This is a genomic window from Faecalicatena contorta (genome assembly GCF_001404335.1).
GTDB lineage: Bacteria > Bacillota > Clostridia > Lachnospirales > Lachnospiraceae > Faecalicatena > Faecalicatena contortus_B.
This window is the reverse complement of sequence record NZ_CYZU01000003.1, coordinates 89,972-105,157: the sequence shown is the minus strand read 5'-3', so window position 1 is coordinate 105,157 and position 15,186 is coordinate 89,972. Positions and strand designations below refer to the sequence as shown.

The 15,186-nt window shown below is 46.7% G+C and carries 11 protein-coding genes; 9 read left to right on the top strand and 2 right to left on the bottom strand.

Annotation, left to right across the window (positions count from 1 at the left end; all coding sequences use genetic code 11):
• The first annotated feature begins 82 nt into the window (after positions 1-82).
• Positions 83-2,137: a molecular chaperone HtpG gene (gene htpG / locus ARB69_RS02620; protein WP_055150768.1), complete on the top strand. Its 2,055-nt coding sequence runs from the start codon at positions 83-85 to the stop codon at positions 2,135-2,137.
• Positions 2,138-2,647: 510 nt separating this feature from the next.
• Here the strand turns inward: htpG and ARB69_RS02615 are convergent.
• Positions 2,648-3,136, bottom strand: coding sequence for a DUF5721 family protein (locus tag ARB69_RS02615; protein ID WP_055150765.1), 489 nt, complete (start codon positions 3,134-3,136; stop codon positions 2,648-2,650).
• Positions 3,137-3,338: 202 nt separating this feature from the next.
• Here ARB69_RS02615 and ARB69_RS02610 point away from each other — a divergent pair, with 202 nt between their 5' ends.
• From ARB69_RS02610 to ARB69_RS02575, 8 genes are all read left to right on the top strand, one after another.
• Positions 3,339-4,106: a GDSL-type esterase/lipase family protein gene (locus ARB69_RS02610; protein WP_055150762.1), complete on the top strand. Its 768-nt coding sequence runs from the start codon at positions 3,339-3,341 to the stop codon at positions 4,104-4,106.
• Complete coding sequence (locus tag ARB69_RS02605) at positions 4,103-4,633, top strand: DUF4358 domain-containing protein (RefSeq protein WP_242857510.1); 531 nt, start codon at positions 4,103-4,105, stop codon at positions 4,631-4,633. Before ARB69_RS02610 ends, ARB69_RS02605 begins: the two co-directional genes overlap by 4 nt.
• A gap of 24 nt (positions 4,634-4,657) precedes the next feature.
• On the top strand, positions 4,658-6,070 hold the full coding sequence (locus tag ARB69_RS02600; RefSeq protein WP_055150759.1) for an MBOAT family O-acyltransferase: 1,413 nt from the start codon (positions 4,658-4,660) through the stop codon (positions 6,068-6,070).
• 8 nt (positions 6,071-6,078) lie between these two features.
• Entirely contained in the window at positions 6,079-7,242 is a 1,164-nt protein-coding gene (locus tag ARB69_RS02595) for a DHHW family protein (RefSeq protein ID WP_055150756.1), read from the top strand.
• Positions 7,232-7,993: a 23S rRNA pseudouridine(2604) synthase RluF gene (gene rluF / locus ARB69_RS02590; RefSeq protein ID WP_055150753.1), complete on the top strand. Its 762-nt coding sequence runs from the start codon at positions 7,232-7,234 to the stop codon at positions 7,991-7,993. The genes ARB69_RS02595 and rluF overlap by 11 nt, the downstream gene beginning before the upstream one ends.
• Before the next feature lie 61 nt (positions 7,994-8,054).
• Positions 8,055-10,010 (top strand): NAD-dependent DNA ligase LigA, encoded by a 1,956-nt coding sequence (gene ligA / locus ARB69_RS02585; protein WP_055150750.1) that lies wholly within the window; start codon positions 8,055-8,057, stop codon positions 10,008-10,010.
• A 138-nt stretch (positions 10,011-10,148) separates the two neighbouring features.
• Complete coding sequence (gene clpX, locus ARB69_RS02580) at positions 10,149-11,615, top strand: ATP-dependent Clp protease ATP-binding subunit ClpX (protein WP_055150747.1); 1,467 nt, start codon at positions 10,149-10,151, stop codon at positions 11,613-11,615.
• 402 nt (positions 11,616-12,017) lie between these two features.
• Positions 12,018-13,289 carry a cation:proton antiporter gene (locus ARB69_RS02575; RefSeq protein WP_055150744.1) on the top strand — a complete coding sequence of 424 codons (1,272 nt, stop codon included), beginning with the start codon at positions 12,018-12,020 and terminating at the stop codon, positions 13,287-13,289.
• A 56-nt stretch (positions 13,290-13,345) separates the two neighbouring features.
• Here the strand turns inward: ARB69_RS02575 and ARB69_RS02570 are convergent, their stop codons facing one another.
• Positions 13,346-15,061: a S8 family peptidase gene (locus ARB69_RS02570; protein WP_055150741.1), complete on the bottom strand. Its 1,716-nt coding sequence runs from the start codon at positions 15,059-15,061 to the stop codon at positions 13,346-13,348.
• Positions 15,062-15,186 lie beyond the last annotated feature (125 nt).

Sequence of the window (15,186 nt, the reverse complement as noted above, 5' to 3'; positions counted from 1 at the left end):
TGAAATCCAGTGTATTAGAATATCTTCTAGGTGGTAATAAAGGCTTACGAAACAGCTATTATAATGAAAAGGAGTGTTATATATGGGAACAAAAAAAGGTAACTTATCCATTGACAGCGAGAATATATTTCCGATTATTAAGAAATGGGTATATTCTGACCACGATATTTTTATGCGCGAGCTTGTATCTAATGGCTGTGACGCCATCACAAAGCTGAAAAAGCTGGACATGATGGGGGAATATGAACTGCCGGATGATTACAAGGCAAAGATTCAGGTTATTGTTAACCCGGAGGAGAAGACATTAAAGTTTATTGATAATGGCTTGGGTATGACAGCGGGTGAAGTAGAGGAGTATATTACACAGATCGCATTCTCCGGTGCTACCCAGTTCCTGGAGAAGTATAAAGATAAAACGACTGAGGATGAGATGATTGGACATTTCGGTCTGGGATTCTACTCTTCTTTTATGGTGGCGGATGAGGTTCATATTGACTCGCTGTCCTACCAGGAAGGTGCGGTTCCGGTACACTGGGTAAGCGAGGGCGGCACAGAATATGAGATGCAGGACGGTAATAAAACCGATGTAGGTACCGAGATAACCCTGTTTTTGAATGAGGACAGCCTACAGTTTGCGAATGAGTACAAGGCAAGGGAAGTTCTGGAAAAATACTGCTCCTTTATGCCGGTAGAGATCTTCCTTTCCAAGGAAAATGAAGCGCCGTCTTATGAGACAATTGATGAGGAAGAACTGCTTGATACGGACGAAGTCGTAGAGCATATCACGGAAGAGCCAAAAGAGGGCGAAGAAGGCGAACCGAAGAAAAAAGTCAAGATTGTAAAACGCCCGGTATCCATCAGCGATATTCATCCTCTTTGGGCAAAGAACCCGAGTGAATGTACAAAAGAGGAGTATATTGACTTCTACCGCAAGGTATTTATGGATTATAAGGAACCATTGTTCTGGATTCACTTGAACATGGACTATCCGTTTAATCTCAAGGGAATTCTTTATTTCCCGAAAATCAATACAGAATACGATTCCATCGAGGGAACCATTAAACTGTACAACAACCAGGTATTTATTGCGGACAACATCAAAGAAGTCATTCCGGAATTCCTGATGATATTAAAAGGTGTCATTGACTGTCCTGACCTGCCGCTGAATGTTTCCAGAAGCGCCCTGCAGAATGATGGATTTGTGAATAAAGTGGCGGATTATATTTCCAAGAAAGTTGCAGATAAACTCAACGGAATGTTTAAGACCGACAAGGAAAACTATGAAAAATACTGGGATGACATCAGTCCATTTATCAAGTTTGGCTGCCTGAAGGATGAAAAGTTCGGTGAGAAAATCAAAGATTCTATTTTATTTAAAAACCTGGATCATAAATATTTAACACTGGAAGAGTTAATCGAGGCTAACGGCGGTTCCGTCGTAACTCCGAATGATCAGGAGGAAAAGGCAGAAGATAGTGCTGACGAAAATGAAGCAGAGAACAAGGCCGAGAATGAAGTAGAGGAGATCAAGACCGACATTTACTATGTAACAAATGAACAGCAGCAGAGCCAGTATATCAATATGTTCAAAGAACACGACCAGGATGCGATTCTGCTGACACACAACATTGATTCCGCATTTATCACTTATCTGGAGCAGCGCAACCCGAAGGTGAGATTCCTGAGAATTGATGCGGATGTGCATGATTCCCTGAAAGATGAGGTTTCAGAGGAAGAAAAGGAAGAGTTTAAGAAAACCACAGACAGCCTGATTGAAATCTTCCGAAAAGAGCTGAACAATGATAAGCTGGATGTGAAAGTCGAAAAACTCAAAGACGATAATGTAGCTTCCATGGCAGTGCTTTCTGAGCAGTCCAGACGTATGGAAGAGATGATGAAGATGTACAGCATGGGTGGTATGGATGCCGGTATGTTCGGAAGCCAGGCAACCTTGATCTTAAATGCAAACCATCCGCTTGTCAAGTTTGTTTTAGAGCATAAACGCAGTAAGAGCGTGCCTATCATCTGCAGACAGCTTTATGATCTGGCTATGCTGGCTCATAAACCGTTGAGTCCGGCTGAGATGACGGCATTTGTACAACGCAGTAATGAGATTATGATGCTGCTTACTAAGTAAGGGGGCTGGATTGGAGAAGGGGCGCCATTCCCGTCCGGCATAAGGGATTTTGCGGGACTGGATTTGGAGATTGATTTACTAAATGAAAAAAGAGCCGTGACTGGGGCAACCTGGACACGCAGTGTGAAATTCTGATGAATTTCACACTACGGGTTCAGACAAAACTGTGATTCGGAATCACAGTTTTGTCCCCAGTCACAGCTCTTTTTTCATTAAGTATATCTAATCTCTAAATCCAATTGTCCCGCAAAATCCCTTATGCCGGACGGGAATGGCTGGGTTCATCAAATTGACAGAGGATTACTTAGGGGGAGGCAGTTCGGGGACGAGAGGGGGACGGGGATGGGCTGTTTTGACTTGACCAGTCAGGAGATAGGTAAGTCTTTTGTTTTAGGAGATAGGTAAGGGCCGAATGGAGAGGTGGTTTGCATTCTTATTGCTGGAGGCTGTGGATGTGTACCTCCTTGCGTCGCAGGGGGAAGGCTGAAGTAGTGGAAGCTTAGGCTTTGCCTAAGCTTCCAGGTCGTAGGGGATTTGTTTTTGGGTGAAGAATTTTTGGATCATGGTGTCCCAGGATTTTTCGAGGGATTTGTCCATGGTGAAGGTTTTTAGGGAGGTGCCTGTTATGCATTGGAGGGTTGTGCCGTCATAGCGGATGTTGAGGTATAGGCCCTGGATTTGGTCGGGGGTGAAGTCCAGGCGGTTCTGGGCTATGAGGCGGGCGGTGTTCTGGGGGGACAGGCGGAAGATGAATTTGAAACTGAGGGGGGGTTTTCTGCCTTTGATCAGGGTGAAGCAGTACTCTCTCAGGGTTTTCCAGAGGGAGTATTCCGGGATGCTTTCTTTTTCGGGGTAAAAGGGTTTTTGGACGAAACCGTCTATTGTGAATGTGTTGAAGGTGACGATTTCTCCTTCTATGAATTGGAAGCTGTCGAATGTTTCGGATAACAGAAGGTGTGACATAAAGTCTTTGATACTGGTTAGGCGCAGTGCGATCATATTGTTTTCCTCCGCGATGATTATCAAATAAAGCCTGTTTGTTATTGTAACATAAAATCCGGGCGGCGGGTAGCAGAAAAATGGCTCTGTCAAAACAGCAATGAAAAATGAGGTGAATCAGGTGGAAAGATTGACTTTTAAGGGTAAAAAAAGTATTATAAAAAGTACGGAAACAGGATAAAGCGAAAGGTCTTAGAAACATATGATGAAAATGAAAAGACGAAAGTCGATTATATACTGCTGTGCGGCGGTCGGTTTGGTGATTGTCATTATACTTGCAGCGGAGGGAATCAACAGCCTGACCAGGAATAAGGTGGATACTTCCGAGGGCCTGGAGATTATAAAACAGGCGTCCTCAGCGGATGTGAAGAATATTGAGAATAAGATGGAAAAGCTGGAGGAGAAGGACAGAGAGAATCAGGAAGTTCAGGAGGAAATTAAGAACAGAAATTATAAGGCTGTTTTTGCGAACGCTGTAATTATGGGGGATTCCATCTCTGAGGCATTTATGGAATATGATCTTCTGAATGCTTCCAGTGTTGTGGCAAAGATTGGCGTGGAACTGGATCAGCTGGATGAGCAGATCGAAAGTGTGGCGCAGATTAATCCCCAGGTTATTTTCCTTGCCTATGGGATGAATGATATCATCGCAACCAAAGGGGATACGGATGAGTTTGTTAAGCAGTACGATGAGTTGTTTAAGAAACTTCAGGAGAAACTTCCGGATGCCAAGATTTTTGTGAACTCGATCTTTCCTGTGCAGGAACAGGAGATTGAACGCGAACCGGCTTATAGGAACCTGGATCAGTATAATGAAGCTCTGCATGCCCTGTGTGATAAGAGGCAGATCGCCTTTATCGATAATACGGAACTTGTGTCAGACAGTTATTATGAGGAGGACGGTGTACATTTTAAAGCGTCTTTCTATCCCTTCTGGCTGAACAGGATGGCGGAGGTGGCCTCACTATGATGAACAGAGAATTAAACCATGTGGAGAGCAAAAATGGGACGGGAAGCACAAAACGTCCTGGTGTTGCGGAAATCGCCAAGTATGTGGTAATGGCTGTGATTCTTGTTTATATTGTTCTGCTGATGATCTATACGAGCGGCAGTACCAAGTCTTTTGAAACCATACAGAAGGCGGTGGAGTCTGTCCTGGATACCGGGAATCTGAAAAAGGCAGAAGGACAAGGCCTGAAGCGTTATTATGGCCTTAACAGCGCGGATTATGACGGAGTGATGCTGTATACTTCCGAGAGCAGTATGTCTGCGGAAGAAGTGCTTTTGATAAAGGTGAAGAACGAAGGACAGATGAAACGGGTAAAGGAAGCTGTCGAAAAGAGAATCGCAAACAGAAAAAATGATTTCGAGGGCTATGCACCAAAGGAAGTCCAGCTGCTGGAACAGTCGGAAGTGTCTGTAAGGGGAAAATTCCTTTTTCTGGCCATAGCACCCAAAGCGGCGGAGTATAAAGAAGCCTTTGCAAAAAGTCTGTAAAATACGGGGAGAGGAAGCTGGAAAATGTTATTTAGCAGTATCACGTTTTTGTTTATATTTCTGCCGGTGACACTGGCGTTATATTTTATAGTGCCGCACAAGTTCCGGAATATAATCATGCTGATTGCCAGCCTGATTTTTTATGCGTGGGGGGAGCCGGTTTATATTATCTTGATGCTTCTTTCCATCCTGTTGAATTATGTCTGCGGACTTGACATATACCACAAGGAAGAAGATCCGCAGAAGGCCCGCAGGAGTCTCATTTTTGCTGTTGTATGCAATTTGCTGCTGCTGGGATTTTTTAAATATTATGGATTTGTGCTGGACAGCCTGAATGCCGTGCTGCCGGTGGATATACCGTACAGGGAACTTCCGCTGCCAATTGGGATCTCATTTTATACATTCCAGGCGTTGTCTTATATTATAGACGTCTACAGAAAAGAGGTCAGGCCGCAGAAGAATATTCTGTATTTTGCAATGTACATCAGTATGTTCCCACAGCTGATCGCAGGGCCGATCGTACGTTATATTGACATCGAGGAACAGCTGAAAAACCGCACGGTAACTATGCGGAAGTTTGGGCAGGGGGCCGAATATTTTATCATCGGCCTTGCAAAGAAAGTCATACTGGCAAACTCCGTGGGACAGGTTTTTGACCAGATATCGGGCCTGCAGATGGGGAGTTTTTCCGTGTTGACGGCCTGGGTCGGCTGTGTGTCTTTTGCCTTTCAGATCTATTTCGATTTCAGCGGATACTCTGATATGGCGGTAGGACTGGGGAAAATGTTTGGATTTGAATTCCGCAGGAACTTTGACTATCCCTATACTTCCTCCAGTATCACGGAATTCTGGAGGCGGTGGCATATTTCTCTGAGCACCTGGTTCCGGGAGTATGTTTATATTCCTCTGGGCGGGAACCGCTGTACGCAGTCCAGGCAGATTATGAATCTCCTGGTGGTATGGATGCTGACCGGTCTCTGGCACGGATCCGCATGGAATCTTTTGTTTTGGGGGCTGTATTATGGGCTCCTGCTCGTGCTGGAAAAGTTTGTTTGGGGAAAGGCGCTGGAGCGTCTGCCCGACGTTGTGAGGCACATTTATTCTATTGTGCTTGTCATGATTGGGTGGGTCTTTTTCTTCAGTCCGAGCCTCGGCTATGCACTGCGATACCTGAGCGCGATGTTCGGAGCGGGGGCAAGCGCGTTTATAGATAAGCAGGCTCTTTACTTTATACTGACCCATTGGCTCCTGTATGCTGTTGCAGTTCTGGGATCCTCCGCAGCCGGATATTCACTGATCCGGAGGTTTGTCGGGGTTTTTGATGATAACAGGGCAAAGAAAACGGCGGCAGGGATCGTGTACATCGGAATGTTTTTGATCTCCATAGCATATCTGGTGACGGAGTCATTTAATCCATTTTTATATTTTAGATTCTAGGTGGGAATATGAAGAATAACAGAAGGAAAAAGAAGCGGTGGGTTGATGGCTTTATTGGAAAAGCATTTATCATCTGCCTGCTGATACTAATATTAGGTAATCTGCTCGTTCCGGATAAGAAAAAGTCTGACGAGGAGAACCGCATGCTGTCGGAAAAACCAAAACTGACAATAAGCGCACTGACATCGGGCAGCTATATGGAACAGTATGAAAACTATCAGTCCGACCAGTTTATCGGACGGAATATGTGGCGGAAGCTGAAGGTTACGCTGAACCGGTTTGGCGGAAGCAAAGAAGAAAATGGTGTATTTATTGGTAAGAAGAACCAGCTTCTGGAAGATATTGCGGTGCCGGATAAAGATTTGTTAAACAGCAATGTGGCGGCCATCAAGGCATTTTCAGAGCGCTACAGCGATATTCCGGTTACGATGCTGCTGGTTCCGGATGCTGCAAACATACTCAGCAGCAGCCTGCCTTCCCTTGCCACGGTTGCGGACCAGAGTACCAGCATCGGCCTTGTAAAAAAGGAACTGGGAGACTCTGTACAGTGGGTGGATGCGGTTAAGGCTCTGAATAAGCATAAGGATGAAAAGATATACTATAAGACAGACCATCACTGGACAACACTGGGGGCATTTTACGCCTTCCAGGAGGCGGCGGGGAAGCTTGGCATCTCGGCGGATGTCTCAAGTGTGTATGCGTCTTATCCGGTAACGACAGACTTTAACGGGATTCTGGCGGCAAAAAGCGGCTGCCGTATGAGTGTCAGGGAAGAGATCGACATCTATGTGCCGAAAGACACAGATAATGACGTGACAGTGAATTATGTAGACGAACAAAAGAAGACCACCTCTCTGTACGAAGCGGATCAGCTGGATACAAGAGATAAGTACGCCTTTTTTCTGGGCGGCAATACCTCGGTGATCGATATCAAAACCATGGCGGAGAACCGGGACAGGCTGCTGGTGGTTAAGGATTCTTACGCCAATTGTTTTGTACCGTTTCTGACGCCTTATTTCCGGGAGATTGTCATGATTGACCCAAGGTATTATACCGGAAATATCCAGGATGCTATGGAAACATATCAGATTACCGATGTGCTGTTCCTCTACAGCGGCAATACATTTTTCCAGGATAATAACATAAGCGGAGCGTTGGGCAGTGAGCAATAAGATCAAACAGGAATTTATGAGAAAGAAGGAAGCGGTCAGGCTGAATAAATATTTGAGTGAGGCCGGGGTCTGTTCCAGAAGAGAAGCCGACCGCCTGATTGAGAGCGGCAGGGTAAAGGTTGACGGGAAGACAGCCGGCATGGGCATGAAGGTATTGCCCGGCCAGGAGGTGCGCGTCGGCCGTAAGGTGGTATCCCGCAGCGGGGAGATGGTTGTGCTGGCAGTGAATAAGCCTGCAGGAATCGTCTGCACGGAGGAGCACAGAGAGCGGAACAGTATTGTAAGGTTTTTAAATTATCCCGTGAGGGTTACTTATGTCGGGCGTCTGGATAAGGATTCCAGGGGCCTGCTTCTTATGACCAACAACGGGGACATCATCAATAAGATGATGCGTGCGGGAAACCGCCATGAAAAGGAATATAAGGTGACAGTGGATAAGGCAATTACGCCGGACTTCCTGGAAAAGATGTCCGCAGGCGTGCCGATTCTGGATACGGTCACAAGACCCTGCAGGGTGCAGAAGATCGGGAAGTATACATTTACCATTATACTGACCCAGGGGCTGAACAGGCAGATCCGAAGGATGTGCGAGGCACTGGGATATGAAGTGAAAGATCTGGTGAGAACCAGAATTATGAACATAGAATTGGGAAAGCTAAGAGAAGGAGAATACCGAAAACTGACGGACCGGGAACTGGACTGTCTCTATGAACAAATCAGGGATTCCTCCAATGAAACTGTGATCAGCTAGAAAACGCCGCCCGGGATAGGGGGGAGTATATTATAATGTAAAAACAGGCAGGAGAGTATTTATGGCAGACAAGAAGAAAAGAATGCAGGAGCTGGTAGAGCTCCTGAACCGTGCGCGCCGTGCATATGAGCAGGAAGACACGGAGATTATGAGCAATTACGAATACGATAAATTGTATGATGAACTTCTGGGACTGGAACAGGAATTGGGAACAACTCTTGCATCCAGTCCTACCATTAATGTAGGGTATGAAGTGCTCAGCGAGCTTCCGAAGGAGAGGCATGAGCGGCCCATGCTTTCGCTGGATAAGACGAAAGATGTGGAGCAGCTGAAGGCATTTCTCGGAGAGAAGGAGGCGGTGATCTCCTGGAAACTGGACGGCCTGACAATCGTACTGACCTATCGGGATAAAACGCTGGTCAAGGCAGTCACAAGAGGCAATGGGGAAGTCGGGGAAGTGATCACTAATAATGCGAAAGTATTCAAAAATCTTCCCATAAACATTCCCTACGCTGGCGAGCTGATCCTGAGAGGAGAGGCCGTGATCGGGTATCAGGATTTTGAAAAGATCAATGCAGAGATTGAGGACGTGGATGCAAAGTACAAGAATCCCCGGAATCTCTGCAGCGGCTCTGTACGCCAGCTGAATAACGAGATTACGGCGAAGCGCAATGTCCGGTTTTTTGCATTCAGTCTTGTGAGCGCGGAAGGAGTGGATTTTCATAACTCCCGGGCTGAACAGTTTGACTGGCTGGAGAAACAGGGATTTGAAGTGGTGGAACACCATCTGGTTACAGCGGAGACGATTGAGGAGCAGGTAGAGTGGTTTGCACGGCAGATTGCGGAAAATGATTTTCCGTCGGACGGGCTCGTGCTTGTGTACGATGATATTGCCTATGGGCAGTCGCTGGGTGCAACCGCAAAGTTCCCAAGAGATTCCTATGCCTTTAAATGGGCGGATGAGATCCGTGATACGAAGCTGCTGGAGATTGAATGGAGCCCTTCCAGGACAGGATTGATCAATCCGGTTGCCATATTTGAGCCCGTAGAACTGGAGGGGACTACGGTCAGCCGTGCCAGCGTGCATAATCTCAGTATCATGGAAGACCTGGAACTGGGCGTCGGTGACCGGATCCAGGTGTATAAAGCCAACATGATTATCCCGCAGATAGCGGAAAACCTGACCCGAAGCGGTGTAAAGGGCATTCCGGATGCCTGTCCCGTGTGCGGGCATGATACCAGGATATCTATGGAAAATGACACCAAAACGCTGTACTGCACAAATCCGCTCTGTCAGGCGAAGCAGATCAAATCCTTTGCTCTTTTTGTCAGCAGGGATGCCATGAATATGGAAGGACTCTCAGAGGCAACGCTGGAAAAGTTTATAGCAAGGGGGTTCATAAAGGATTATACAGACATTTTCCATCTGGACAGATACGAAGAAGATATCAAAACAATGGATGGATTTGGTGAAAAATCCTATGTCAATCTGATCAACAGTGTGGAAAACTCCAGGAATACAACGCTGCCCAGACTGGTATACAGCCTGGGAATTGCTAATATCGGACTGGCGAATGCAAAAATGATCTGCAAGGCCCTGGACTATGATCCCGGAAGGCTGACAGAGGCTACGGTCGAGGAATTGAGCGAGATTTCAGGAGTGGGCGGCGTCATAGCAAAGGCTTTCGTGGACTATTTTGCAGATCCTGTACACAGGGAACTCTTGGAAAGGCTTCTCAAAGAAGTAAAGATTCCAAAGGAAGAAATACAGGCCGGGGCACAGGTTTTTGAGAATATGAATTTTGTAATAACAGGCAGCGTGGAACATTTTGCCAACCGGAATGAGGTGAAAGAGGTGATTGAGTCCCGGGGCGGGAAAGTAACCGGATCCGTTACCTCAAAAACAAACTATTTGATTAACAACGACGTGCAATCTGCCTCCTCCAAAAACAAAAAAGCAAGGGAGCTGGGAATTCCGATCATATCAGAGGAAGAATTCTTAAAAATGCTCGAATAATAAGGGCTGGTTTAGAAAAAGTTCATTTGTAAATCACATAGAACTGCGTTATAATCATTTAGAAGGAATGTGAGAAGGTACAGAGCCTCCAGAGACCCTGTACGAGGGAGTAATGCGTAAGTGAAAGAAGGGAGAGCTATGTCAGATAAAGATTTTGTCATTATAGATGAAGAGGACCGCAAGGAGGATGGAAAAGACAGCACCATTGTGGAGGAGAAGAAGGAGACATCCGTGACTGCCCAGGGAGAGGACAGCGGGGATGATGATGAGTATGAAAAGTACTGCCTGATGTGCCATCGTCCGGAGAGCGTTGCCGGGAAGATGATTGAACTTCCCAACCACATCACGGTATGCCAGGACTGTATGCAGAAGAGCTTTGACGCAATGACCAATGGCGCCATTGATTACAGCAAGTTTATGAATGTGCCGGGCGTACAGTTCATGAAGATGTCAGACCTGGAGGACAAGATTCCGAAGAACCAGAAGGTGAAAAAGAAAAAGAATAAACCAAAAGAAGCACCGAAGATCAATATCAAAGACATTCCGGCTCCGCACAAGATCAAAGCGCAGCTGGACGAGTATGTGGTAGGCCAGGAATATGCGAAGAAAGCAATGTCTGTGGCTGTTTATAACCATTATAAAAGAGTTGCAACGGACAGCATGGACGAGATTGAGATCGAGAAGTCCAATATGCTGATGATCGGGCCTACCGGCAGTGGTAAGACCTATCTAGTGAAGACGCTGGCCAAGCTTCTGAATGTGCCGCTGGCGATTACGGATGCCACCTCTTTGACAGAGGCAGGTTACATAGGCGACGATATTGAAAGCGTCGTATCCAAACTGCTGGCTGCCGCAGACAATGAAGTGGAGCGGGCGGAGCAGGGGATCATTTTTATCGATGAGATCGATAAGATCGCAAAAAAGAGAAACTCCAGCCAGAGAGATGTGAGCGGCGAGTCTGTACAACAGGGACTGCTCAAGCTTCTTGAAGGCAGTGAGGTCGAAGTGCCTGTGGGGGCAAACAGCAAGAATGCCATGGTTCCGCTTACGACCGTGAATACAAAGAATATCTTATTTATCTGCGGAGGGGCGTTCCCGGATCTGGAAGATATTATTAAGGAGCGATTGTCCCACAAGACATCCATGGGATTCAACGCTGAACTGAAAGACAAATACGAGCAAGATGAGGATATCCTGTCCAAGGTTACGATGGAGGATCTGAGGACATTTGGTATGATCCCTGAGTTTATCGGGCGACTGCCTATCATTTTCACACTGAAGGGCCTGGATCGGGGGATGCTTGTTAAGATACTGAAGGAACCAAAGAATGCGATCCTGAAGCAGTACAAAAAGCTGCTGGCACTGGATGAGGTTAACCTGGAATTCGACGAAGGGGCACTGGAAGCGATTGCCGAAAAAGCGATGAAAAAGAAGACTGGTGCAAGGGCCCTGCGTGCAATTATAGAAGAGTTTATGCTGGATATTATGTATGAGATACCGAAGGATGATAATATCGGACAGGTAACCATAACGAGAGAATACATAGAAGGAACGGGAGGACCCATTATACAGCTCAGGGGACAGGAGACACTGCTGCTGAGTTAGTGAGTCATCTGTCTGTCCCGGAAGGAGTATACAACGCCGGCGGGGATGCCTGCAGGTGGTTATGGGCACCGGCCGTTCGGCCTGTTGTCTGTAAGGATGCAATAGAAAAATCTGATGGAACCGACGACATGCAGCCTCAAATCTGATGATTTGGGGCTTTCGTTGTCTCAGACTTTGCCCGCTGCGCCTACGTTCAGCTTAACAGCAAGCTACTTATTATTCGATGTACTAGACATTTCATACATCCAAAACCATCGGCACATTTATATGTAAAGTAAAGAATGCACAATTTTGACGTGAAATTTGATCGAATTTAACGGAAATGCTTGAAAATCTTATGAGAAGGGTGTATTCTTTTATCTGTTCGGGATAATTTAGTGTGAGAAATGTGAGGAGAAAAATATGAGCGGCTACAGGTTTTTACTAGATTTGGCTATTATTCTGTTATTCACGAAGGTTCTCGGGCTTTTGACCAAGAAGGTCCAGATGCCACAGGTGGTGGGGGCGCTTCTGGCCGGGCTTTTGCTTGGGCCGGCAGGAATCGGGATTCTTGAGGAGACTTCTTTTATTCAGGCTTTGGCTGAGATTGGAGTCATTGTACTGATGTTCTGCGCCGGTATGGAGACAGACATTAAGGAATTGAGGGCGAGCGGGAAAGCGTCTCTGGTGATTGCACTGTGCGGGGTTATTGTTCCGCTTCTGGGGGGATTCGGCGCGGCTTATATTTTTAACAGGCCGGGGATGATTGCTTCGGATGTTAACACGAGTGTTCTTTTGCAGAACATTTTTATTGGGGTAATATTGACCGCTACTTCAGTAAGTATTACTGTCGAGACGCTGAAGGAGTTGGGAAAACTGAAAACCCGCTCTGGCAACGCAATTTTAGGGGCGGCTATTATAGATGATATTCTTGGTATTGTTGCGCTGACTATTGTGACAAGCCTGGCAGACTCTTCCGTAAAGATCGGTACGGTTATGCTGAAAATTCTTGGTTTCTTTGTCTTTGCTGGTGTGGTTGGCTTCCTCTTTTACCGCCTGTATAAAAACTGGGTGGACAAGGCCAGGAAGGAATTGCACCGACATACAATCATAGCATTTGTGTTCTGCCTGCTGATGTCTTATATTGCGGAAGTGGTATTCGGGGTTGCAGATATCACGGGTGCGTTTATTGCAGGCCTGATTATTTCGAATGTAAGGCGTTCTACATATCTGGAAAGTAAGTTTGATACGATTTCCTACCTGCTGCTGTCACCGGTATTTTTTGCCAGCATTGGACTAAAAGTTGTACTGCCGGATATGTCGGCTGCGATTGTAGGATTTGCAGTTGTTTTGACAATTGTGGCAATTCTCACGAAAGTAGTGGGGTGCGGTTTGGGCGCAAAGCTGTGCGGATATCAGAATTACCAGGCCAGGCGGATTGGTGTGGGTATGGTATCCAGGGGTGAGGTTGCACTGATAGTGGCGAGTAAGGGCGCTGGCCTGGGGCTGCTTGGTTCGGCATTTCTCGGACCGGTGATCATCGTTGTGGTGGTTACGACGATCATTACTCCCGTACTGCTGAAGATTGTATTCAGGCCGGGTGCGGCAGCGGCTCAGGAGCCTTCGGTTCCTGAAAATGAGATGGTTACAAGCTATTATGAAAATGTTGATGAGATACGTGGAGAAGGACGCTGATTAAGCGTCCTTTCTGTTTTTAAGGAGACTGTAAATCGGCAGATAGACTGCCGGTTTTAAGGCAGATTTCTGAATCTGCGTATCGCTTCAAATGTATTAAACAGGTTCAGCTGCCCGTATCCCCATTCCCTGTTTGGAAACGTCATATTTGGCGGGCGCACGGCTCCGATAAGCAGAATGCTCTTAATCTGGTAAGAATCAATCCGCGGGCTGCCCAGCTGGTAAATAACCCATTCCACAAGCAGTGCGATGGCGCCTGCAGAAATGGCTAAAGATATGCTTGAACCAGAGCGGACGGCATAGCGGCCTCCGGGAAGCGCCCCTTTTATGTTGATGCCCGGAGCTGTGAGATCCGGGTTGATCTGTTCGTATCTTGTGTATCCTCTGCCGGAACTCAGTGCGATACTGTTGTTGGATCCATCATAATAGGAGACAACAATTGTGCTGATCGTGTTGCCGGGATTCGTCAGCGTATAGTACGGATCTGCGTTTAAGAAATAGACCTCGCCTCCTATAAATTCTTTCACAGGCAGCCAGATATGGAACCGTCCGTCTATGGTCTGCACAGGGGTAACGTTTACCTTCCATATGCCGGGAACAGGCGACTTGAAGCTGAAAAAAGCCAGTTCAGACGTGCTTCTTTCTACGACGAGACGGTAACTGACAGTGACCTGCGTCCTTTCAAATATGAAATTATACTCGGAGCTGGCGTTGGTTTCCATGATGACCGGCGTGGTTGTTTCTCCAGAGGGGGAGGTCAGGGTGATGGACAGTACATTGGGAGTATCTGCCCATAATTCCATTACAAAGCCGGGGACATTTTCTCCAACCCGTATCTCCACCGAATTAGCAGACCCCCCATTGTGTATTTCGTAAGAATAATGGTGCCTCTGGTCGGCCTCATTTCCCCCGCCGACGACGGGAATGCGGCTGTTAAGAATACTGTATCCCTCCAGAACCTGAGAAAGCGGTGTCAGGCTGATATGCCCGCCCAGGCTGGTGCCCAGTGCAATGCACAGCACAAGCGGCATGTTTTGGGCTGAAGCCAGTTCGCTTAAGTAACGCAGGCCAAGCAGGATATCGGTATCCTGGTAACAAGGAACGGTAGAAGGAATAAAATAATAATCCCGTAAGTATTGTTTGGCCTGCTTCAATTTGACAACGCCGATTGTGCATTCCGGTGCGGCTCCAATAAATTGCTCCTCAGGGTTTCCACTGCCTGCTGAAATACTGGCGATGAAGGTGCCGTGTCCTGTCTCATCCACCGACGGCACTACTGACTGGGGATCGTCGGACTGTAGCGCCTCATTGATCATTTCTCTTGTGTATTCGGTTCCGTAGGAAAAGTTCTCCGGCGGCGCGCCGGACTGCACTGTCTGGTCCCAGATCCCGGCAACCCTGGTTGAGCCGTCCAGGCCGCGGAAAATGGAATTTGCGTAATCAATTCCCGTATCTATGAATCCGATCATGACATTGTTCCCTTTCAGCTGCAGGGTGGGATAATTCTGAATTGCCAGAATACCGGACTGATTCAGCGCCTCCATACTCAAAAGGGAATAGCATTTGGGGATGGATAGATATGTATATCTTCCCAGGTTGACCGGATCAGCCTGTATAGCGGAGGCATAAATACACCGGTACCCAAAATCGGCTTCCTGCTCGCATAACTGGTCCCGCGGGACGTTTGCCAGAGGCTGAGGAATTGCATCGAATATGACAAAATCACGGTAATCTTCAGACAAAATGCGTTCTCTGCATATATTAGGATCCATTTCAAATATCCATTCTGTTTTTTAATATGTATATGAACATCCGATAGCAGAATATGCGGGGATCTTATAGGGATGCTATAATCAGGATCAGTGCTTAAAATAATATTAAATAAAAGGAAATCGGT